The organism is Vibrio sp. A8-1, assembly GCF_013048685.1.
Taxonomy (GTDB): Bacteria; Pseudomonadota; Gammaproteobacteria; order Enterobacterales; family Vibrionaceae; genus Vibrio; species Vibrio metschnikovii.
This window is the reverse complement of the sequence record NZ_VHTC01000003.1, coordinates 128,722-152,054: the sequence shown is the minus strand read 5'-3', so window position 1 is coordinate 152,054 and position 23,333 is coordinate 128,722. Positions and strand designations below refer to the sequence as shown.

Annotated in this window: 19 protein-coding genes and 2 pseudogenes; 12 read left to right on the top strand and 9 right to left on the bottom strand. The window is 41.4% G+C overall.

Features of this window, described 5'->3' with window-relative positions; translation table 11 throughout:
• Positions 1–453 precede the first annotated feature (453 nt).
• From FKN93_RS02745 to FKN93_RS02725, 5 genes are all read left to right on the top strand, one after another.
• Positions 454–1,500, top strand: a complete 1,047-nt coding sequence (locus FKN93_RS02745) for a GMP reductase (protein WP_170904423.1) — start codon at positions 454–456, stop codon at positions 1,498–1,500.
• Positions 1,501–2,105: 605 nt separating this feature from the next.
• Complete coding sequence (locus tag FKN93_RS02740) at positions 2,106–3,797, top strand: N-6 DNA methylase (RefSeq protein ID WP_170904422.1); 1,692 nt, start codon at positions 2,106–2,108, stop codon at positions 3,795–3,797.
• Entirely contained in the window at positions 3,790–6,114 is a 2,325-nt protein-coding gene (locus FKN93_RS02735) for an ATP-binding protein (RefSeq protein WP_170904421.1), read from the top strand. The genes FKN93_RS02740 and FKN93_RS02735 overlap by 8 nt, the downstream gene beginning before the upstream one ends.
• Positions 6,104–7,267 carry a protein-PII uridylyltransferase gene (locus FKN93_RS02730; protein ID WP_170904420.1) on the top strand — a complete coding sequence of 388 codons (1,164 nt, stop codon included), beginning with the start codon at positions 6,104–6,106 and terminating at the stop codon, positions 7,265–7,267. The genes FKN93_RS02735 and FKN93_RS02730 overlap by 11 nt, the downstream gene beginning before the upstream one ends.
• A complete protein-coding gene (locus FKN93_RS02725) occupies positions 7,257–8,000 on the top strand; it encodes a hypothetical protein (protein WP_170904419.1) in 744 nt (247 codons plus the stop codon). Before FKN93_RS02730 ends, FKN93_RS02725 begins: the two co-directional genes overlap by 11 nt.
• A gap of 84 nt (positions 8,001–8,084) precedes the next feature.
• Here FKN93_RS02725 and FKN93_RS02720 read toward each other — a convergent pair.
• Both FKN93_RS02720 and FKN93_RS02715 read right to left on the bottom strand, forming a co-directional pair.
• Positions 8,085–8,321 (bottom strand): annotated as a pseudogene (locus FKN93_RS02720) (TrmH family RNA methyltransferase); the annotation flags it as partial.
• 205 nt (positions 8,322–8,526) lie between these two features.
• Complete coding sequence (locus FKN93_RS02715; protein WP_170904418.1) at positions 8,527–9,873, bottom strand: ATP-binding protein; 1,347 nt, start codon at positions 9,871–9,873, stop codon at positions 8,527–8,529.
• A 578-nt stretch (positions 9,874–10,451) separates the two neighbouring features.
• On the opposite strand from FKN93_RS02715, the gene fes reads away from it, so the two are divergent.
• On the top strand, positions 10,452–11,780 hold the full coding sequence (gene fes / locus FKN93_RS02710) for an enterochelin esterase (protein WP_170904417.1): 1,329 nt from the start codon (positions 10,452–10,454) through the stop codon (positions 11,778–11,780).
• Complete coding sequence (locus tag FKN93_RS18070; RefSeq protein ID WP_332405806.1) at positions 11,714–11,902, top strand: MbtH family NRPS accessory protein; 189 nt, start codon at positions 11,714–11,716, stop codon at positions 11,900–11,902. Before fes ends, FKN93_RS18070 begins: the two co-directional genes overlap by 67 nt.
• Here the strand turns inward: FKN93_RS18070 and FKN93_RS02700 are convergent.
• Positions 11,892–12,025: pseudogene (locus FKN93_RS02700) on the bottom strand (IS5/IS1182 family transposase); the annotation flags it as partial. The gene FKN93_RS18070 and the pseudogene FKN93_RS02700 overlap by 11 nt on opposite strands.
• Before the next feature lie 204 nt (positions 12,026–12,229).
• Between FKN93_RS02700 and FKN93_RS02695 the strand changes: the two are divergent.
• Together FKN93_RS02695 and FKN93_RS02690 are read left to right on the top strand one after the other, a co-directional pair.
• Positions 12,230–13,078, top strand: coding sequence for a TauD/TfdA family dioxygenase (locus FKN93_RS02695; RefSeq protein WP_170904416.1), 849 nt, complete (start codon positions 12,230–12,232; stop codon positions 13,076–13,078).
• A complete protein-coding gene (locus FKN93_RS02690; protein ID WP_170904415.1) occupies positions 13,063–14,541 on the top strand; it encodes an FAD-binding protein in 1,479 nt (492 codons plus the stop codon). The genes FKN93_RS02695 and FKN93_RS02690 overlap by 16 nt, the downstream gene beginning before the upstream one ends.
• Positions 14,542–14,694: 153 nt before the next feature.
• Here FKN93_RS02690 and FKN93_RS02685 read toward each other — a convergent pair whose 3' ends face one another.
• On the bottom strand, positions 14,695–15,585 hold the full coding sequence (locus FKN93_RS02685) for a LysR family transcriptional regulator (protein WP_170904414.1): 891 nt from the start codon (positions 15,583–15,585) through the stop codon (positions 14,695–14,697).
• A gap of 230 nt (positions 15,586–15,815) precedes the next feature.
• Here FKN93_RS02685 and FKN93_RS02680 point away from each other — a divergent pair, with 230 nt between their 5' ends.
• Complete coding sequence (locus tag FKN93_RS02680; RefSeq protein WP_170904413.1) at positions 15,816–17,642, top strand: L-tyrosine/L-tryptophan isonitrile synthase family protein; 1,827 nt, start codon at positions 15,816–15,818, stop codon at positions 17,640–17,642.
• Between the two features lie 138 nt (positions 17,643–17,780).
• Here FKN93_RS02680 and FKN93_RS02675 read toward each other — a convergent pair whose 3' ends face one another.
• Positions 17,781–18,710 (bottom strand): sodium-dependent bicarbonate transport family permease, encoded by a 930-nt coding sequence (locus FKN93_RS02675; RefSeq protein WP_170904412.1) that lies wholly within the window; start codon positions 18,708–18,710, stop codon positions 17,781–17,783.
• Positions 18,700–18,930 carry a hypothetical protein gene (locus FKN93_RS02670; RefSeq protein ID WP_170904411.1) on the bottom strand — a complete coding sequence of 77 codons (231 nt, stop codon included), beginning with the start codon at positions 18,928–18,930 and terminating at the stop codon, positions 18,700–18,702. The genes FKN93_RS02675 and FKN93_RS02670 overlap by 11 nt, the downstream gene beginning before the upstream one ends.
• A 124-nt stretch (positions 18,931–19,054) precedes the next feature.
• On the opposite strand from FKN93_RS02670, the gene FKN93_RS02665 reads away from it, so the two are divergent.
• Complete coding sequence (locus FKN93_RS02665; protein WP_170904410.1) at positions 19,055–19,990, top strand: LysR family transcriptional regulator; 936 nt, start codon at positions 19,055–19,057, stop codon at positions 19,988–19,990.
• 69 nt (positions 19,991–20,059) lie between these two features.
• Entirely contained in the window at positions 20,060–20,743 is a 684-nt protein-coding gene (locus FKN93_RS02660; RefSeq protein WP_170904409.1) for a TVP38/TMEM64 family protein, read from the top strand.
• A gap of 37 nt (positions 20,744–20,780) precedes the next feature.
• On the opposite strand, the gene FKN93_RS02655 is transcribed toward FKN93_RS02660, so the two are convergent.
• The 3 genes from FKN93_RS02655 to FKN93_RS02645 form a co-directional block, all read right to left on the bottom strand.
• Positions 20,781–21,191, bottom strand: coding sequence for a VF530 family DNA-binding protein (locus FKN93_RS02655; RefSeq protein ID WP_004396952.1), 411 nt, complete (start codon positions 21,189–21,191; stop codon positions 20,781–20,783).
• Between the two features lie 260 nt (positions 21,192–21,451).
• On the bottom strand, positions 21,452–22,405 hold the full coding sequence (gene rihA, locus FKN93_RS02650; protein WP_170904408.1) for a pyrimidine-specific ribonucleoside hydrolase RihA: 954 nt from the start codon (positions 22,403–22,405) through the stop codon (positions 21,452–21,454).
• 132 nt (positions 22,406–22,537) lie between these two features.
• A complete protein-coding gene (locus FKN93_RS02645) occupies positions 22,538–23,221 on the bottom strand; it encodes a Crp/Fnr family transcriptional regulator (protein WP_154170901.1) in 684 nt (227 codons plus the stop codon).
• Between the last annotated feature and the right edge of the window lie 112 nt (positions 23,222–23,333).

The following is a 23,333-nucleotide window of genomic DNA, read 5'->3' as shown; positions in this document are numbered from 1 at the left end:
TTTTTTTTCTGGGATAGAGAGGTTCAGCCAGTGTTTCAGTCACATTCATCTCAAGAAACCGTTGTCGCAACCGTTTGCAAACGAGGTCTGCCATCACACTTTTACTAAAGATCAAACATAAAATGCCACAGGCGGGTTTTATTGCTCAAAGCGTTAAATAAAACACATTTAGAAGATTTGGTGTTAACTTGTTGATTTAACGTGTTTAATGGACTTTTTTTGCGTGTGGGTGGGTGTCGTTAGATAAAGGATATGAAATCTTCGCTAGCGTAGCACAAAAAAAAGTGAAATATCAGACTTGCCGGAAAGAAATCACGCCCTATAATGCTGAAAACCGGAGCGTCTGCCAACGCTCCGGTTTTTTTGTGTCCGAAACATACTCAGGTCTGCCAACTTGGGTATGCCGCACCCTTGCGCTAAGGCACAAACAGTGAATTAACTAAGGAAATAACCATGCGTATCGAACAAGAACTTAAGTTAGGTTTTAAAGATGTCCTGTTTCGCCCGAAACGTTCTACTCTCAAAAGTCGTTCTCAAGTTAACTTAACCCGCGATTTTACCTTCAAGCATAGTGGCCGTCAATGGTCTGGCGTGCCTGTGATTGCCGCCAACATGGACTCCGTGGGTAGTTTCGCGATGGCGAAAGCTCTCGCTGAACATGGGGTCATGACCGCGATTCATAAGCACTACACAGTGCAAGATTGGGCTGACTTTGTGCAAACAGCGAATAGTGAAACCTTAAATAAGGTGATGGTTTCTACCGGCACTTCACCGCAAGATTTTCAGAAAACTCAAGATATTATGGCATTATCGGATGATCTGCTGTTTATCTGTATTGATATTGCTAACGGTTATTCAGAGCATTTGGTCGATTACGTACAGCAAGTGCGGGCGGCCTTCCCTGATAAAGTGATTTCTGCGGGTAACGTAGTGACAGGGGATATGTGTGAAGAGCTGATCCTCGCTGGCGCGGATATTGTTAAAGTTGGTATTGGTCCAGGTTCGGTTTGTACCACACGGGTGAAAACGGGCGTGGGTTACCCTCAGCTCTCGGCGATCATTGAGTGTGCCGATGCTGCCCATGGTTTAGGCGGTCGTATCATCGGTGACGGTGGCTGCGCTTGTCCGGGCGATGTGGCGAAAGCTTTTGGCGGCGGCGCTGATTTTGTCATGCTAGGCGGTATGTTAGCCGGTCATGAAGAAGCGGGCGGTGAGCTGGTGGTGAAAGACGGCGAAACCTTTATGAAGTTCTACGGCATGTCGTCAAAGAGCGCCATGGAGAAGCACTCTGGCGGCGTAGCCGGTTACCGCGCTGCGGAAGGTAAAACCGTATTATTACCATTTCGCGGCAGTGTCCACGGCACCATTCAAGACATCCTCGGCGGCGTGCGCTCAACCTGCACTTATGTCGGCGCAGCGGAGCTTCGCGAGCTCACTAAGCGTACAACGTTTATCCGCGTGTTGGAGCAAGAGAATACGGTGTTTGGTAAAGAGAAGTAAGCCAATACTTCGAAAATAATGAACACAAAAAGAGCCGTTTCTAACGGCTCTTTTTTAATGAAGTTGTAATCACTGAATGGGTGACTTTCCCCCATCGTTTGCGCTATGTTGCGAAGCTTATGGTTATCCACATCGCTATTCATCAATGTGTGGTCGTAGGATGGATACTTCTATAAGTCGCAGCTTTACTTTTAGTAGCAACAGTAGCAAGCCCTTGCGTACGCGCTAACCGCTCTACCCTGTCGGGTAGCATTCGCAGAGCCAAGGTTTTTTTGAACAGTCTTTTAAGTTACGGATAGACATAGATAAACGATATTTTACTGTGTGCAACAACAGTATAAGCGCAATCGCTATCAAACAATGTTCAATATCGGATCAAAAGCACAAAAGGTCAGTAATTGTGTGCAATATATTGTAAGTTCTTACTGTGCTTTATCAATAAGCAATATTTATCCTCTTCTATATTTATGATTATTAAGGATATGTTTATGTCTTGTTCTCGATGCATGTGAGACAAATCTATTCAATTGATTGGTGACATAGGTTAATATCTTATTCAAGAAATCTTATAAGTTGACCACTTAGATGAACGAGAATACGAACTGATGTTAAACCCACATTCTTTAAGTAAAAAAAGAGAGCTGGGTGCTTATTACACACCACCAGAATTAAGCCAAGTTTTAACCGATTGGGCTATTGTGCGTTCGTATGAAGACATTCTAGAACCAAGTTTTGGTGGTTGCGGTTTTTTTGACAGCAGCATAGCAACGTTGCGGCGCCTTGGTTGTAAATCTCCAGAGAAACAGTTGTATGGAGTGGATATCGATGGCTATGCATTCAGTATTCTGAGTGATAAGTTTGGGCAGATGGTCGAAACCTCTAGCCGCTTTATCCAAAATGATTTCATATCCGTTCAGCCAAAGGATTTTTTGGTAAACGAGTTTGATGTGGTATTGGGCAACCCACCATATGTCTCGATGCATAATATGACGGAGAAGCAGAGGGATGCATGTGAAATTGTTCTACGTGAATCGCCTTTTTCCGGCTTAACCATGGGGCGTAATGCAAGTCTATGGGCCTTCTTTTTACTTCATTCATTAAGCTTTCTTAAAGAAGGTGGACGCGTTGCTTGGGTTCTTCCAAGCAGTCTACTACATGCAGACTACGCAAAAAGATTGCTAGCAATACATAGAAGCCATTTTCAAAGTGTTAAGGTTTTAAAACTAGCGGAGCGCTTTTTTAAGGAAGAAGGTGCGAAAGAGACATCGGTTATTTTAGTAGCAGAAGGTTTTAGTGCAGAATCAATGGAAGATACCCACTTTTCTGTGACTTCGGTAGAAAATGTGATTGAGCTTAAGCGAGCTGTTGAAAGCCAGTTGCAAGCAACAGAATTAGGCATTGATGGGTATAAGCTAGATTTAGTTAGCCAAGAAGCAAAGAAAGCATACTTTGATTTGATGAACTCTGAGAGTTCTAAGTCGATTGGCCATTACGCAGATATCAAAATTGGCATGGTAACCGGTGCTAATAAATACTTTATTGTTGATAAAAAAACGGTAGAGAAGTTTTGCTTGCCTGATGATGTGCTAAAACCTGCAATTGGAAAGTTTTCTTTTTTTTCAGGGATCACACACGATATGCGGAACCATAAGAAGCTCCAGCGTGATGGCTATAGAGCCTATCTAGTGTGCCCTACAGAAGAACATATGCAGAACCCTGAACATCCAGTATCAAGGTATTTAAATCAGATCACGCAGCAAGAAAGAGATAAAAACAGGACCTTTGCAAAACGCCCACATTGGTTTGCACCAGGTTACGGCATTGATGGTGTTGTTGCAGATTGCTTCATGTCTTACATGATCCACCTTGGGCCAAGAATGGTTGTAAATAGGGCTAAGTTAAACTGCACGAACTCTATCCATAAAGTGCTTTTCCGAGAAAAGACGCCTGCATTAGTTAAACAAGCTTTTGCAATGACACTACTTTCTACGTACTCCCAGTTTTCAGCAGAGATTGAAGGCAGAGCCTATAGCTCAGGTGTTCTCAAGATAGAGCCCTCAGCTGGCAGAAACATAAAAGTACTATTTACTACTGAATGTATTGAAGACTTGGTAGCAATTAAAAGGGAAGTTGAGAGACAACTACAAAAAGAAGACTATAAACGGGCCACGGAATTGGTGGATGATATCCTTATCAAGCATGGTTTAATTACGATGGAACAATGTCAGTGTTTAGGTTCAGGTGTTAGAGCTCTTCGACTTGAACGTTACAAAGGAGTTAGAAGTTTCAATGAATAATAAATCCAAGCTGAAAAAAGAACTTCTTGAATTAATAAGCAATAATGATGATGCAAAGTTAGAATATGGGAAAATTCTAGAAGTTGCAGCAGAATTATCAACATATGATGAAGATAATGCAAGATTTTCTGTAGATGGCAATCTGGTTAAACGTTTAGGAGAGCAATTAGTAGCCAAGAAAACTACAGCTTTAAGCGAACTCATTAAAAATTGTTATGATGCTGAAGCTAGTAAGGTTGAAGTGATATTTGAAAATACTGATCAGCCTGGTGGAAGTATCACTATTTCAGATAATGGCCACGGCATGACAAGAGAATCATTAATAAATGGCTTTATGAAAATTAGTACTTCAGACAAAGAAGATAATCCTGTTTCTCCAAATTATGAAAGAGCAAGAGCTGGACGAAAGGGTATTGGCAGATTTGCAGCTCAGAAAATAGGGAATTACTTAACAATAATAACCCGAACGAGTGTAAATGAACCTTACTTAGTTGTAGATTTTGATTGGCAGGAGTACAAATCAAAATCTAATTTGCTGTCTATTGGAAATAAAATAAGAAATAGTTACGAGGATTATGGCTTCGAAAATGGAACTAGATTAATTATTTCCGGAACTAAAGAAGTCTGGAGTGAAGCTAATCAGTCAACAGCATTCAAATACACGAGTTCTGTAATAAAAAACACACCAACAAAATTAAAAAATGGTCTAGTTGACCCGGGTTTTGCACCTACCTTTTATACTAAACTACCAATTTCAAATGAATTATTGCCAATAGCTTCCGACAATGCTGAGTTTTTAAATAAAGCAACAGCACATATTGAAGCCTCTATTACAGAAAATGGTAATGTGAAAGTAAATATAAAAGGTGTTGAAGATGACAGTTTGAACGATGAGTATGTAATAAGTGAAATAAAATCTGATGTTTTAAAATCGGCAGATTTTAAGTTTAATGCTCACTATTTTAATTTTGGCATAGGTACTTCTAAATATCTATTTACATACATGGATGAAAATAGTGGAATAAAATTATATAGAAACGGGTTTTATGTCGCACCATACGGTAATAAGTATAACGATTGGCTGGGTTTAGATGATTCGGTTCGTAGAAGAAAAATATTGCCCCCACACGCAAATGCTAACTTTATCGGTGGTATAGACATTACTGATATCAATGGAGCTTTATTTGATGAAACATCAGGCCGAGAAGGTTTGATTGAAAATAACTATTTTGAAGAGTTGAGACATATTGCGTATGAGTTGATAACAAGCGCTGTTAGAAGAATCGCCTCAGCACAAGGGAAAAAAGTTACTGCTAGTCAAAAAACGGGATTTAGAAAGAAAGAACCAACAATCGAAGAAAAAATTGAACTTTCGCAATCAAAACTTAGAGCGACAGCTGAACAAATTGTAAATATAGCTAAAGTTGAAAAAAATAGGGATCTATTTACGGTTGATGCTGAGAAAAATTATGATAGACCGACGGTTGATCCTGGAATGACAGTAGCTCTTCACGAAGGACTTATTGAGCAAGAAGCTTATATCAAAGAGCTTATTGATGAAAAAAATATGTACCGAGTTCTTTCATCCTCTGGATTGGCTATTGGTGAGTTTACTCATGAAATTCAACTATATTTAAACGCATTAACACTGAACGGTAAACAGCTTCGACGAGCAGTGTCAGGTAATGAAGAGGCTTTAAAGTCAGCAAATAAGATAGAATCTAATATTGAAATGCTTGTTTCGTATACAGACTTTTTTACCGATACAATAAGAAATAATTCTCAAAGAGCCAAAGAAGTATTGGAAATCAGAGAAGTGTCAAAAATGTTTTTCGATGCGATGCAACCAACTTTGACACGTAGAGCTTATGAGCTTATAACAGATTTTGATGGTGATGACTTTTGGACAAGTCCAATGCATATTTCTGAACTATCTTCAGTATTTATTAACCTGTTTACAAATGCATGTAAAGCAATAGTTCGAGCTAATCAATCAACTGGCAAAATCAAAGTCGCTGTAAAAACTGTTGATGATTCTCATGTCATTCGTTTTGAAGACAATGGAGATGGAATACCTAAAGAGAATTGGGGTAAGGTTTTTAGTGCTTTGTTTACAACAGAACTTTCAAAGGGAGCTTATGCTATAGAAGGTTACCAGATGCGTGGAATGGGGCTTGGTCTGACCATTACTCAAAGTATTGTCGATGGGTTTGATGGTGATATAGCAGTAGTGGAGCCGTCAGATGGTTTTAATACTTGTATACAAGTTGTAATTCCTAAAGCAAAAGAAGAAGAGATACCAGAAAATGTCTATTAAATATTTGTATGTTGATGATGATGAAACTCGAAAATTAGAAGAGTTAATTACTGAGCTTGAATTTCACGCTGATGGTCAACTCAAAATTACGCACACGCAAACTCGTCCAATGAAAGAAATTCAACGGATGTTTTCTGAAGGCGGTTATGATGGCTTAATGATTGATCAAAAACTGGATGCAGCTAATGAAAATGGAGATGTAGCTGGTTATTGGGGGACATCTTTAGCTCAAGATTGTAGAACTGAAATGATTGGAAACCAAATGGAAGTAGCTCCGATCGTTTTGTTCTCTAATGAAGATGTATATGTTAAGTATTTTGATAAAGACCAAAGTGCGCACAATTTATTTGATTATACAGTGGGAAAAACAAAAGTATCGAAAAGCGAAAGCTATGCACATCAAGCTAGTCATATACTAATGGGCTTAGCCAATTCTTATCAGATAGCTAAGGAGAATGTTATTCCTAGAATAGGTTCAAGTGCAAAAATTCAAGAAATACTAGAGCCTCTTTTGAATTGGAATAGTAATATTTACAAATATTGCGACAAACGATTTGTAGAGTATGCTGAATCTAAGTTGGAAGATATTCATACTCTTATTTCTTTAATATTACATAACTTAGTAAGAAGTGCTGGAATGTTAGTTACTGAGTCGATGTTGGCAACGCGCCTCGGCGTAGATATTCAACGATCAGAAGGATGGGGTGAATTTAAAGCTTTACTAGAAGATTGCAAATATGAAGGGGTATTTTCGTCTTTAAAAGATCGTTGGTGGTTCTCTTCGATAGAAGATTGGTGGTATGACAATGAAATTAACAACCAGCCATTAAGAGGTTTAACAGCGACTCAAAGAGTTGAATCAATCAAAGAAGCCACTGGATGTGAAGGTTTAGTTTCTCTGGTACCAAAATACACCAATGGAACTCAAAGTGAGAAGTATTGGGTAAATTGTATTGTTTCTGATACGCCATTAGACATATGTGATGCGATCTTGGTTAGTAAACCTGATCTAATGTCTTGGGAGCAGCCTATTTACTTAGATCCTCAGGTTACTCATGACAGAGAATATGATAGAAATAAATACCCAGTTCACAAAGATTACCAAGATAAAGTTAAACCTCTATATGAAAGGTTGACCAAAGATGGCAACTAAAGAAGAAACAATAAAAGGTGTTAAAAAATTGATATCAGTTATTGATTCATCTAACAGTCAAATTGTCGAAAGTACTGCGCCTTTATATCAATTAATTAACACTCTTGAACGAACAAAATCGAGCAGAGGACTTCACTACACTCTTGATAGCTTAAAGTTTGTGAGTGTTTCTGAACAACAATTTATATGCCGTGATACTTGGAAAGCGGGTTCTTTAGATGTAAGACTTCATATAAGTGTTCGTTTACGACCAAATTTAGATTTTGAGTTTGGAAATGTAGATGAGTCGGTCATAGAGATCACTTATGAAGCGATTAATCATAAAGATAAAATTGCTCGGGGAGCATGGCATTTAGATTGTCATGGTCATCATACTGGTATACCTGACTTTATTCATCCGAGTAACCATATCCACCACGGAGGTCGTAAGGTCAAAGACAATACGCAAGACTACGGTGAATTAGTGTTATTGGATGCTCCAAGACTAATGCACCCGCCTTTGGATATATTTCTTGCTTTTGATTTTCTTTTGACTAACTTTATTGAACGTAGAGTATGGCAGAGTTTTCGGGAAGACAGTCGATATAAGGAACTAATAAAGTTAGCGCAAGTAAAATGGTGGAAAAAATACTATCAGCAGATTGCTGATTATTGGAATCATCCAACTAGTGGTAAAGGTGATGTTGAAAAGAGAGAAAAAGCACAACTCTCTATCCCTTATTTATATGTTTAATTATAACTGGAGTGAATTAACGAGCTTAAAGGAGGCAAAAACGAAATGTGTTCAGAGCAATCTGACGATAAGCCACCGCCGAGTTTAAAAGTCGCAACTTTCCTTCACCCGCAAACGGTTTTTGTTATCGCGATTGGCGATGACTTGCGCGTTATCGTCAATCTCGCCAAGTTTTTTTGTTAAGCGATCGTACATCACTACGTTGACGGTTGCGGCGAGATTCATGCAGCCGTGAGTGGGGATGTAAACAACATGATGGGCTTTGTCGACCACCTCTTGCGGCAGTGAGCCATCTTCTGGGCCAAACAGATAAATGGCTTGTAACCGTTCACCAGTAGGTAATTGACTTTTGTCTACAGGCCAATAACGTTTGGGTATGCTTGACGAGCCGAGACCGCCTGTACGATCTGCGTCAGTACAGACAGGCTGGATAGTCCACGTTTCTTGCAGGTTTCTACCAACGTATGCATTCGATCTCTAAACTTATCACCGCGTCTGAGGTGGTACCAAAGCGAATTGGTGTTGATTACGCTTGATACTCTTTCATTGTTTCAACTAAGTTATCCAATGAAAATCCACGATATTCAATGTCATAACCTTTTAGATTTAACTTTTGCAAAAGGCAGTGAGATTTCTCTATTAATTTGGCCTCACTGTAACGTTTTTGCTGTCTCTTTACTTCGGCAATGAGTATTTTCTTATCTAAGTCATTAATAGCCACTATGTCGATTTCATTGTGACCTTTTGCATCCCAGTACCCACCAATCTTTCCGAACTGCTTTGATTCAACCAATATCGCGACGAACAGGCTCTCTAATTCCAGACCAGAGTACACAGTGAAATCTCGTTCAATATATCTTCGGATGTATTCGTAGTTCTCCATCTCAACGGCACTTTTGTTGGCATGAATGAATCGAAACCAAAAGTTTAGAAACGGATCGGAAATAGAGTAACGAATATCTCGTGAGTTCTCTTTAGAGCTAATCGGGCGCTTTTTGGTAATAACATCAAAAACTTCATCAAGCTTTTCCAGATGGACACCGACACTCATACCTAAGAAGTTTTCAATTCGAGCTCGGCTTGTATTGCCTTTTGATATCGCACCAAGAATATCGAAGTAAATTCTATGCTCTGAGCCAAAATCTTCAACGAGTCGATGAGTGCCTTCTTTTATTAGTGGTGAAAACTCGGAGATTACCGCCTCAAATAGGTTATCGTTTTCAGCAGAAAATCGGGTTAACCACTCAAGGTATTTTGGTATTCCGCCAGACAGGCACCACCATCGAAGCATGTTTTCAGCATTAAATTGATCGTGATCTTTCATTACCTCGGCAATATAAGAAGGCTGCAAAGGTTGAATTTTAAAGAATCTATCATCACGATTGAATAGAGGTTCGTCTTTGCCTTTGAAAATTTTTGTCATCATGCTGTAGAGGGATCCACAACACACTAAGTGCATCATTGAGTCCCTCTTGTTTGCATCCCATAAATTTTGAATATCGGAGAATAGAGCAGGGTTGACGATGTCGATATCTTGAAACTCGTCAATAATGATGGTTAGAGGTTTTTGTTTTGTGTAATCCAACAAGAACTCGATGATATCTCGCAATGATTGGGGCTGGAAAAACTTAACGCCAAGCTCACTATTGATGATTTCTGCGAATTCTGCCACTAAGGAGTTTTCACTCTTTCGGCTTATGAAAAGGTAAAGGAATTGGGTATTTTCTTGTTGAAAAGCTTCGTTTAAAAGACGGGTTTTACCTACGCGTCTTCTTCCAACCATTACGCTAAGTTGCCCCTTTGTTTTTACTATCTGCTCAGAAACCGTTTGTAGAGCTTTTAATTCTTTCTGACGGTTATAAAATTTTTTCATTGCGTTCCACTTTTTTCACGGACTAGCAATAGAATAGAACATTAGTCAATTACTGTAAATAAAGTTACCGTAAAATTAGTTACAGTAACTTTATTTACACTGACTTATATGCCATAAAATGGTCTTCAGGCATGAAAAGTGTTGATTTTACTAGCTGTCAATCTAGTATCTTGATTCCGTTAGCGTTGAATTCTCAATATTAGGCTAACAACTTTTAGAGCAGCTGTGCGTTACGCTGATCACCTCTCAGTCTGTTTCTGGGCAAAACCTTGCTAGAGCAAAAGATAAACGACGACAGAGCTCACTTGCTGCCGACCAACCACTTAAATAATAAACGTCCGATAATTATCGGACGTTTATGTGTTGGTTTTCCAAGGTAATCACCCACGGTTTAAGTCCATAAGCTTCGTATTAAGAAATCCTTTAAAAATAGGAAAAATGTTTGATGTTGTAACCGTTTTTATATAAAAGATTACTGCGGATGATAATTGTTAGTATTTGTATCTATTGATGATGTGAATTTATTTCGCTGGCTTGTTTTTTATGAATAAGAGAGTGGTTGATGAATAGGAATAGTCATGTTGTTTGAAGAACCCAATGCACACAGCAACCCAAATCTTCATCAGGTTTGTCGATGGCTTTCTCGCGATGGTTGCAATATTGGTGATAACAGGTGGTGGCAACAAATGGCGTCTGAAGGGATGCCGATAGTGATGAATGCTGAGGATGAATACGCTGATGTGATCTTTATTTGGCGAGAACCGAGAGGTTCAGATATCCGAGAAGTGTACATTGACATTAATGGTGTCACCGACCATCACAGTTTTACTATGGCCAAGCTTTCTCAGATAGAAGGTACGGACGTGTGGTTTTATATCGCTGCTATTAAGCACACTTGGCGCGGTGGTTATTCTTTTATTCCAGTCCCTCATCAACTATGTCAGCCAAGTTATGTTGGCAGCTATCAAGAGAAAAGGGCTCAGCACCGTGAATGGTTAAAAAAACTATTTCCGTTGAGTTGTCGTGATGAGCTTGGCAGAAATCGATTGGATCATTGCCTGTGGGGAATGAGCAAAACACCGCTGCATATGCCTAATGCTCCGTCGCAAATCTATTGGCAAATTTTTGATCAGAATGGCGGTAACCGTACCATTAAGTCGAGTTTCTCCCTCAACTGGCAGAGTAGGATACTGAATAACAGCCGCAGTGTATGGCTGTATTCCACCACACGCGATACGCAGAAAACATTGCCTGTCGTTTTTATTCTTGATGGCCGTTTTTGGTCTGAGTCGCTACCGATATACGACGCATTGTCATGCGCGACTCAGCAAGGTGTGTTACCAGAAGCCCTATATGTGTTGATTGATGAAGTGGATGGCCGTCTGCGAAGTGAAGAACTTAGTTGTAATCCGCTGTTTTGGCAAGCACTGATACAAGAACTATTCCCTTTAATTTCGGGTTATTTCACCATTAGTCAAGATCCCGAGCAAACCGTAGTCGTCGGTCAGAGTCTCGGTGGTTTGGCTGCTATGTTCGCTGCATTGAATTGGCCTGAGCGTTTTGGAGCGGTCGTGTGTCAGTCTGGATCATTTTGGTGGCCAGATTTTTCTCTGGTTAAACCGCCTAGTGACTATGTACCACCTGAGTCACCACATCTTCTTAGTGATATGAGCCGACAGATACATCAAGGGTTGGGTCGTCACTGCTGTTTGAACATTTTTATCGAAGTAGGAAGTGGCGAAGACATCATGGTCGATCTTAGCTTGGACCTATACCACCAACTCGCTGCTCAACGGCACAATCTTCAATACCGAGTCTTTGATGGCGGGCATGAACGTCTATGTTGGCGTGGTGGCATCATCGATGGACTCTCTTACCTTTTTTCATTACCGCCGAAACGGAGTTAGACATGTCTGAACAATACGTTAATCCTTTTGATAATACTGAAAATCAGTTCACCGTCTTGATTAATCATCATGGTCAATACAGCTTGTGGCCTGAATTTAAGCCTACGCCATCAGTCCCTTGAAGCGTATCTTGATGAACCCTAACTGACTTTGATAATGCGAAACAGGTGTTCTACCTTTGCTCGGATGCTGGCTTTTAGGTATTCGATTTTGAGCATTGTCTTGTTCTTACGAGGATGCTTTTTCGGTGCCCCCATGATCTCACATCTGGAACTTATTCGCTTCTTCCCTAAACATTTACCTATGTAAGTTTTGTTTCAGCTCTCATTCAGGCGATTGTTCCTTGATCAGTAACGATGGGTTCTATTTTGGCTGTCTAGTCAATACGATACAGAAGGCGAATAATCTGACGGAGAAGTATTGACTAACCCAGTATGGAGACCGTTGAAATGCCTTATAAAATAACGTCACTCGACCCTTTTGGGGTTATGGTTGAAGCGCAACACTCTTCTACCCATGTTGTTGAGCTTGATATATCGAGCTTACGCCATTTGTTTGAGCGTCATCAGCTCGTGCTCTTACGGGGCTTTACGGTTTTTGAACAGGCTGAAGATTTTGCTGATTATTGTGAGCAATGGGGAGAAGTGAGCATATGGCCGTTTGGCCGAGTACTTGAGCTGATTCAAAAAGAGCAGCCCGAAGATCATATTTTCGACAGCAGTTACATGCCGATGCATTGGGATGGTATGTATCGTCCGCAAGTACCGGAATATCAGATTTTCCAATGTGTCGAGGCTCCCTTACCCAGTAATGGTGGGCGGACAACGTTTTGTCATACCATGCTTGCCTTAGACAATGCTTCGGAGCAGGAGCGATCATTATGGCGGAAAGTGACGGGACACTATCAACGTAAAATGGAGTTTTATCACAGTAAAACGGTTTCTCCGATCGTGATGCCTCATCCATATAAAGGCTATGACGTCATTCGTTATAACGAACCCCATGTGGTCGACAATGGTGATTTATTGAATCCCCCAGATGTCACGTTATCGGGCATTTCAGATAGTGAAGCGATGGCGTGCCATCAAAGTTTACGCCGCGCTTTGTATGACCCTCGCAACTTCTATGCACATGAGTGGCAGTCAGGAGACATTGTTATTACTGATAACTTCTCTTTATTGCATGGCCGCGAGGCTTTCACATCACATACCCCACGGCATATTCGTCGTGTGCAGGTTTTAAGCAATCCGCCTTACCATAACCCTAGTTTGGAGTCGTACGAATGTCCGCAAGAGTAGTTGATATTGTTATTATTGGTGCAGGTCCGGTTGGTTTAATGAGCGCTTACTTAGCGCAGCGATGTGGATTGAGTACGGTTATCATTGATAAATCGTCAGAGCCATTACAGGTTGGTCGTGCTGATGCGCTTAATGCGAGAACGTTACAATTATTAGAAATTGTCGATCTGTTTGAGCCGCTGTATCCACTGGGTAAGCCTTGTAATACCAGTTCCGTATGGGCAGATGGGCAATTTATTTCCCGCCAATCTTCATGGTGGGAAGCGTTGGAAGGCTGCTTACATCCGCATTTTTTGATGCTTGGTCAGTCTTATCTTGAGCAGCTACTGGACGATAAACTTACTTCATTGAATGCCCCTGTATGGCGTCAAACATCGGTGAAGGATATTGTCATTAATCCAGAAAAGTGTCTGACCGAGCTAACCAATGGTGAGATCATTGAGTCGCGTTTTGTGATTGGTGCCGATGGCGCTCAGTCGTTTGTTCGCCAGAGGTTCACTATTCCTTTCCAGATAGTGCGTCCGGAAATTATTTGGGCTGTGATTGATGGCGTTATTGACAGTGACTTCCCCAAAGTCCCGGAAATTATCGTCTTTCAAGCAGAGACTTCGGATGTCGCGTGGATTCCTCGTGAAGGTGACATCGACCGTTTTTATGTCCGAATTGATACGCATGACTTTACCGTAGAGCAAGTGATCGAAAAAATTAATCGTGCTATGGCACCACATCAATTAAGGTTTAAAAAGAGAGTGTGGTTCTCTCAATTTGCGGTCAAAGAGTCCGTTGCTGAGCGTTATGACATAGAAAATCGCCTCTTTTTAGCCGGAGATGCTTGTCATGTTCATTCTGTCAATGGCGGGCAAGGTTTGAATACCGGATTAGCCGATGCGTTTAATTTGATCTGGAAACTGAACATGGTCCTAAAAGGTCATACGAATGAGTCACTGTTAACCAGCTATCAAGAGGAGCGTCAACCCGTTGCCCAGAGTGTAATTGCCAGCTCGGGTGAGTTAGTGCGCTCGACCAAGTTTTCTGCAACGAATACTCATGCGCAAGATTACGTGAAAATAGTCGAGAAGCGTTCGGGCAATATTACCGGAATGGGCATTCGTTATGGTGAACAAGGATTAGTCGGTACGCGGATATTTGATTTTGTATTCAATACGCCAACGCAAAAAACTCGGCTTTATTCATTGCTGGATTATCGTCAATGGACATTATTGATCGCAAGTGATACCGATTATGAGTTGAATCTGCCAGAGTTTATTAAGGTGATTCGAATTGGCTCTCGGGCAGAGTATGCTCCTTATTGGACAAGTCAAAATCCGTATACTGACCAAGCGTTATTAATACGTCCAGATGGCTACATTTATTCAATCCATAATTTGCTTGATTTGAATGTGTGGTTAGCAACCAGTATCGAGACAATACCGAATAGTTTATTCGTGCAACCTGAGCTTTAAGCGGTGAGGACGATGATCGTCCTCACCAAAAGACAGTTGATGGTGGCGCAAATGATTTTCTTATTTCTTTGCCACTCATCGACTATCTAAACGCCAGTGATGTTACCGACGACTCATTGTATGAGGAAAAGTAGTCGGGTTATTTATTCTCCATCATACTTTGAGTGATGCTATCAAATAATCAATAAAGCACCGTACACGAGGCGGAATATTTTTGCGACTTGGGTAGAGAATATTCATTGTTGTGCTGACTTGGTAAAAATCGGGAAATAACCGAATGAGCGATGGGCCGGGGATTTTATCAATTAAAAAATGAGCGATAGGGCCAATCCCTAATCCATTTTGAATCATTGCCATAACACCCAGCGGCGCATTACTGGTGTGCTTAGGTTGTAATTTTATTTGCTGCTCCTGCCCATTATGGTTAGTTAATGTAAGAATATTATTCGGTAAATTTAGCCGAGATAGGTAAACCCAGTCGTGATCTTGTAAATCGTCTAGGCAAGTGATCGGCTTGGCGTTATTGAGATAATCTTGGCTGGCGTAAATACCTAATTCAAAAGGAGCAATCACTCGGCCTACCATCGACGATGACGTCAACTCACCAATTCTAATCACTAAATCGAGGTTAGATTCGACCATATCTTGCAGACCATCATCTAAGCAAAGATCAAAATTGACATGTGGATACTGTTGATAAAATTCATTTAATAATGGATTGATCAGAAAGGTTCCAACGTCAATCGTCGTTCCAATACGAATTGTTCCTGATATCTCTGACGCTAAATGATTCACTGCTCCCAGTGCTTGATCGGCGATATTCAGTAAGCCACGGCTGTATTGATAAAAAGTGCTTCCCTCGGTAGTCAAACTAATTTTTCTGGTTGTTCGATGAAGTAGCCGCACATTGAGTTTTTTTTCTAATAGAGTGACTTGTTCACTGACTTTGGATTTCCCCATGCCGAGTGACTCTCCCGCTAATGTGAAGGAACCACATTCGACCACTTTATTAAATATGGCAATACGTTTTAATTCATTAAGCATTACTGTTCCCTTATTGGTAACTTTGGGTTCTATTTTTGTCATCTAGTCAAACTGCGTTGTCATCTAAATAATGACACAGTCGATTAGAGAGAATTTGAATGCTTTGGTTTCGATTTAATAATAATTAAATTATTAAAACCCACCTATGGGAGCGGTTCCATTTTATGGATTGACAACAACCTAAATTGTCATCGTTTATTCAGTGTTATGAAAATAATTAAGGGCTGGTTATGCTTGATGTTTACCGAGAAACAGAGATAGATAAAATCACGTTTATTTTATTTGACCAAATTATTGCGCAATGTGATGCATCGTATCAAGGGATTGCTACACTAAAACAGCAACTGCGTGATTCGATAAGAGAACAGAAAAAAATAAAATTACTATTACCTGCATTCCCATGTAAAACCAATAATTTAGATAAAGTAATCAGCCATGAGCCTGATATGGGTGAATATCTAGTGTTAAGACGCTTTTTACAGTGTCTTCGTGATATTGAAGCGGTTTATTCTCCGGGGGTCGTCTTATATATTTTTTCAGACTACCATACATTCTCAGATTATATTGCCGTTGATTTGTCTCATCATTATGCGTATTCTGATGGACTAAAAGAAATGCTTGTCAATATGCATGCTGAAGATTTAATAAAAATAATTAATTTTGAAGATTTTAAAGAGTTTGAGCATCTTTGTGATACCGAGTATTTTTCTGGATTACGTAATATGTTTTCAGAGCCAGGCTACGCTGAAAATTTCACTGAGTTAAAACTTAGGAATAATAAAATGAATCAAACCTATCTAGGTTTGAAAAAATTCATGAATCAAGATCAAAAATATGTATTGTCAACGCTTTCTTACAAAGAGCGTCGTCGTCGTTTAGCTGAAATTGCTAAAGGAATGATGATACAAGGGAAAGCTCTAGATAACTTTCTAAAACAAAAGTTTGCCGATTCGATTCGTTTGAGTATTCATGAGCATCCAATGAATGGAAAAAAGTATTCGTTATATTTATTTGCAGAGCGACAATTTAAAACACCTTGGCATAGCACAGTACTTTTTGATGCAAGCCAAGGTAAAATCATGATTGATACTAAAGAAAATCATCTCAAGCGTGCAGGCATTATTTTACCTATGTTCTATAAGGGTAAAACATGGTGTTATTTACAATTAACTTGCGTTGATCAATCAATGAGTCACGTTGTCAGCCAAATTCGAGCAGAGTTACATCATGAAAAAGCAGGTTTACGTTTAATCAGTCCTACACCTTCTTTATCGGTGTCTGTCTTGAACATTAATGAATTGAGCCAACTGGTTAAAGAGTTTGGTTCGGTGTTATTGCATGGTTTTGCGCCTTTTCATCATCCAGATGATTTATCGACTTGGTATCTGCAACATCGTTCTGCTGTCATTTGGGGTAATGATAGCGTTGTTGAAAAATTGTCCGGTGAGGCGCTACAGCAATCTATTGGTTGGCAATTCGCCACTTTATCCGATGCGATGGCTAATGGAACTTATCGATACGATTACGAAGATATTACTCCTCATGAATATGCTCTGTATTGCGCTTGTTCAGAAACGCCTGTCCATATGACTACGATAGATGCTGGATTAGCGCCACTAACCTTACGTGGTCAAGAACGTGAGCAACTACGAAAGAGCACGTTATATCCAATAAAGCATCACCAAGACTACGCGGAGCAGGAATTACCACCATTGATTCGTTATTGCCAAGTATCTCGGCAAGATATTTTGCGTTGGCAGGGTCACTCATGTGGTCAAAATTCAACAATACGCTTACCGCAAGTGGATGGGCGATCAAATGGAGAGCTGATTGAACAGCGTCTTGACCATTTATGCACAGAGCCGTCTCTTTGCTTTGAACATACTTTGGTGGCAGGGGATATTCTTTTCGTTAATAACTTAACGACACTGCAAGCGAGCTATTCGTTATCACCGAGCAATCAATGTTGGCGTATTCAATTGCAGCCACCATCGATCAACTCACCATGGCAGCCACACAACCGTATAATGCAAAAGGCCGTCAGTGAAGTAGTGTGAAGATACATTGATGTCCTGATAAAAGGCACAACAGCTATCACGCTGGGTGCCTTTTCTGATTTGTCTTACCAGTGATATAGAGGAAGAGACAGATAGTTATCTCTTGGAGACCTATTGCCTCGAACCGGTGAACGGTATTTAACTAACAGCCTGCCCAAGAGCAATAAAAAATGGCACGTTAAACAGGACATTGAAAGGAAAAGTAATGCCTAGTGCTGCGGTGATCGACATCCCTGCATTGGCTTCGGGCAGGCTTTCTTTCATCGCGGCTGGGACAGCAATATACGATGCACTGGCTCCAAGTACCGCCATCAGCGTGATCCCGCCAGCGCTAAACCCAAGTAGCATGCCGAGCCCTGTGCCCGCTAACCCGCCAATCATCGGCATCAAAATAGCAAAGCTGATTAAAAACAGACTGTTATCCCTAAGTGTTGCCAATTGCTGACCGGCGATCAAGCCCATTTTCAGAAGAAATAACGCTAAAATAGCCGAGAAAAGGTCAATAAACAGTGGCGAAAGCTTGTGAACGGTGTCTCCTCCTACATAGCCAATCACTAAACTGCCAATCATTAATAATAGGCTGGGATTGGCGAGGAGTTCTTTTTTAAGAAAGTGACGATTAATCAGCGATACGCTGCCTTTGGCGAGTATTAAACCAACGATGATCGCGGGCATTTCCAATAACACGACAAACAGAGGGAAGTAAGCTTCATACGGGATCTGCTTAGCTTCGAGCAAGGCAACCGCGACGGCATAAGTTGCAACACTGACGGAGCCATAGTGAGCGGCAATCGCTCCAGCATTGATTTTGTCTAACTGACCAAAATACCGCAGTAGCGGATAAGCGATCAGGGGCAGCAACAAACCAAATGCCACCACAATCAAAGCCATCACGAGAAGACTTGCTGCGATATGCGCTTGTAAGGCAATACCGCCTTTAAGACCTATCGCAATCATCAATATCAGACTAAGGGTTTTATACAGGTTATCTGGGAAAGGAATTTTTGCGCCCAGTAGCTGGCAGACAATACCTAGGATAAAAAAAGCAATTACCGCATCAAGCACCATGTTTAGTGCTCTCCTTGCTTGTTAAGCTGATGGTTGGCATTTTCGTTTTTACAGAACGATTAAACGCGGTTTTAAGCCCTTCAAACGCGGTATAACTTGCTAGCAAAGTAGCACAAACAAGAAAACTAAAAGCGTTATACCCGATGGATAAACCTACATAGTAGAAGGTTATCAGCATCATCACTGTGGTCATTGGCAGTGCCATTGTACGAAATCTCATCACACTCTCCTGCAAATTTTTCAGCATGTTATGCTGTTTTAACAATAGATAAAAATAGATAATAACTAACTTTTATATAGGTAATACTCTATATTAAGTGAGTGACGTTTGTCGGAGGGGAACCATGGCATCGAGATTACACGCTCATATTGGCACGTTTCGCCAGCTAGAGATCTTATTAGCGGTTTATCATGGCGGAAGTATTACTGCCGCGGCAGACAGTTTATTTTTAACTCAACCTACGGTTTCTATGCAGTTAAAAAAACTTGCTGAGGCGATAGGCTTACCGCTTTATCAACAAGTTGGTAGAACACTTCGTTTTACCGATGCCGGATTAGCCACGGTAGAAACGGCGAAAAAAATTCTCCAAAACTGTGAAGAATTGGAGATGCGTTTATCTCGTTTTAAAGGCCTTGAGTCAGGGACATTGAAATTAGCCGTAGTGACAACGGCAAAGTATTTTATTCCTCATTTACTTGGCCCTTTTTGTCAGCGCTACCCGGGGATTGATATTCAGTTGACGATAGCCAACCGACAGCAAGTGATGGAGCGCTGTGAGCATGGTGCCGATGATTTTTATGTGTTTAGCCATTTACCCGAAGGGTTAGAGCTGGACGTGATTGAATTTATGGCCAATGATTTGGTGGCGATTGCCGCGACGAGCCACCCTTTCACACAACAAGAGAGGGTGTCATTAGCCGAGTTTTGTCAGGAAGATTTTTTGATCCGCGAAGTGGGGTCGGGAACCCGCTATGCGACGGAAGCTTTTTTTAAGAAACAGCCCTATCAGCCTAATATTAAAATGACCATTGCCAGTAATGAGGCGATTATTCATTCTGTATTAGCTCGCTTAGGTGTGTCTATCTTGTCTGCTCATACCTTAGCGTTTGGTAATATATACGGTGTTAAAGTGATTAACGTCGAGTCGTTACCGATCAAAACCAGATGGTCATTCTCGTGGACTCGCCAGCGCGCCTTATCTCCGATTGCCGAGGTTTTTCTCAATTACGTGCAAGCAGAAGGGCGTGAAATCATTCAGCAAACGGTGCAATTGTCATAGCGAGTTGGTTGCTTGTCTAAAGAGTAAAGCCTGTATTGGCAATCATGATGATTAATAAGGAATATAAGTATGAAAAAGTGGTTATTACTGATCACGATTGCGATATTGGGCGTGGCATTTTTTGCACTCGATCTTAATCAGTTGCTGACCTTAGACGGTGTTCAGCGTCATTTAGCGCAGTTTGAACAATGGCGTAGTGATGCGCCTTTGCTGGTGGGGATGCTATTTTTAGCGATCTATGTGCTAGTGACTGCCTTGTCGTTACCGGGAGCTGCGGTGATGACGCTCGCCGCTGGGGCGTTATTTGGTTTATGGTGGGGAACATTGATCGTTTCTTTTGCTAGCACCATCGGTGCCACCTGCGCTTTTTTAGTTGCGCGTTATTTATTGAAAGAAACCGTACAACGGCGTTTTGGTGAGCGCTTACAAGCGCTGAATCATGGCGTAGAAAAAGACGGAGCCTTTTATTTATTTACCCTACGACTGGTGCCTATTTTCCCCTTTTTTCTGATCAATATTTTAATGGGCTTAACCACGCTTCGCGCCGTAACCTTTTACTGGGTCAGTCAATTGGGAATGTTGGCCGGAACCCTTGTCTACGTTAACGCTGGCACCCAACTGGCGCAATTAGAGAGTCTTGGGGGGATTTTATCGCCAGCGATTTTATTCTCGTTCGCTTTGTTAGGGATATTCCCTTTGGTCGCGAAAAAAGTGGTCGAGAAAATCAATCAACGCCGGCGAGTCAGTGAATAGCGGTTATCGTTACCCTGAACGTGAATCGGATATTAATTTAACGACGGCTTTGGCGACTGCGTGCCGCTCTTTCTTTATGAGCGGAAGCCGCTTTAGCTTGTGATTTCAAAATCGAGTCTACGGTTAATTCCATCGGCTCTTTTGGCTGTAAGCCATGAGGGAAGGTACGTGCCCGTGGTGATATATTGAACTCTTCACTGGAAGCGCGAGGCATACGTTTAAAACGATACAGATAAAAGTTTTCTAACTTTTCTCGTGCCCAATCGGTTTTGTTTAAATATTTGACACTACTGGCTACCGAAGGGTTGGTATGAAAACAGTTAAAGCGCATCGCCGTATCTAAAATATCCCAGCCATAAAAATCCACCAGCTCTTGCAGTAAGGTTTCTAACTTAAGGCCGTGTAATGGATTGTTTTTTTGTAGTTCGATTCTTTCTTGATCAGTCATGATAACCGGCTCCTAAGGGTAAACGGTAGATAGGGTAGGTATAGCAGGATTTGGCAGATATTGGTGATGTACTTGTTCATCCTTGCAGAGGGTGCGCATTCTAGCAGAGTTGATCGTACTTCCCTATGATTATCTCTGATCCGTTAACACTATCCCCTTGCTACTTGAAGTTGCAACGATGTCAGTTCAGCTCGTTTTAATATTGATGCTGATCGAGAGTCGTTTATCTGCAACTCCAAGTCGTTTGGGTATCACATCATTTAGGAAGCGGATGAATGAGTGGTAAAATAGTGCAAACGTTCAACCAATAAATCGACAAATCCCTGCCGATCAACATCAAATAACACGGTCGCATTAGCGGGATGATTGGTGAGCTGATAACGATCAACCACGGTCATGCCTTGCGTGTATTCACCTTGAGTTTCAATACCGACCCAGCATCTTTGAGCTTTAAACAGTTCAGGGGCCAATAACCAAGCGATGGTGCATGGATCATGCAACGGTGCGCCTGCTAGCCCCCATTTGGGATCACGATGGTAAATCATAAAAAAGTCGAGCAGTTCGGCAACGACACCAGCAATCGGATTATCAATTTTCCGAATACGTTCGATATCCTCATCCATGATTTGCGCCCGATGGGTGACATCGAGGCCGCACATGGTGATCGGAATACCAGATTGAAAAACCAGCTTAGCGGCTTCTGGATCGACATAAATATTAAATTCCGCGGCCGGAGACCAGTTTCCGGTTTCAGCGCCGCCGCCCATTAGGACAATTTCTTCAATTTTCGGTATTAACTCACGATGTGTGGCCAGCAGTAGGGCAATATTCGTCAGTGGACCCGTTGGCACTAGAGTAACGGGTTGTTCACTTTGTCTAAGGATGTTAGCCATGAGCTCAACGGCGTGTTCCGCTTGGGGAGCAAAGCTGGGGTCAGGTAAGGTTGGTCCATCCAGACCACTTTCACCATGAACATTATCGGCAATGATCAGCTCTCGCATCAGGGGCTTTAATGCCCCACCGGCAACCGGAATATCACTTCTACCCAGTAAGGTAAGAATACGTAAAGCATTATTTAAGGTTTTCTCAGGGGTTTGGTTACCGGCACTCGTGGTCACCGCTTTGATTGCTAATGATGGAGAAGCGCACGCTAGAATTAACGCAATGGCATCATCATGGCCGGGGTCGCAATCTAAAATAATCGGACGTGTCATAAAGAAGGGTACTCCGTTTGTTTTTAGACTTCAGTGTATCGATTTTGCGAACCACAAAGTGTGAGTCTGTCGCTGAAACGAAGAAACCTAATGTAAGCGAAGAAGAAAAAGTGTGAGGTATGTAAAATTAAGTTATTGAGGATTGCTATTTAAGAAGCGTTGCAGCTCTTGTTCATCAACAATAGTTAGTCCAGTCGCGGTTTTTTCCACTAATCCTTGAGCGATCAATTCGTTGACTGCTCGGCGATAGACTCTGCTTGAGGTGCCAAATCGCTCGGCTTCTTGACTCGCTTTGCTAAAGCTCCCCAGCGCCATCGTTGAGCGTTGGCGTAAAAGTAAGTCATAAGCAATGTTATAAGTCAAAGGATGAAGCAGGCGGTTAGTGTAGATCTCCATTGAATCTCGGTAATCTTCCGCCAACGCAGCGGCAAAATACACCATCATTTCTGGATGCTGTTCAAGGGTTTTTGCTAGCGAAGCTAGACAAATAATATCGACTTGTAGATGCTCATCGGCGGTGACCGTCCACTGACAGGGCGTTGCGGTAAAAAACTCCATCTCACCAAAAATATGATAGTCGCAGTTAGCCTCTCCTAATTGAAATCGTCGCCCGTTAGCGGCGAGAATGCTCATTGAAACGCGCCCGCCGGGAACCACGTAAATATGCTCTAATGGTTCACCTTGCTTAAGAATATCGCTCCCAGCATCGATATAAGCCGTGCTGATTTGGCATTGATAAATGAATGTCTTAAAGGCTTGCTTTTGTTCTTCAAGGTAAGCATGGAAGCGACCAGATGAATAGGGAGTTATTTTCATAATCTATCGACGAGAAATCAGGATGCTCAACGTTAGCTTGATTAGCCACAGGTCGCAAGTTTTGCCTTCTCTGATGTAAAAATCAATGAGCGCTAAGAGATGAGATAAGCAG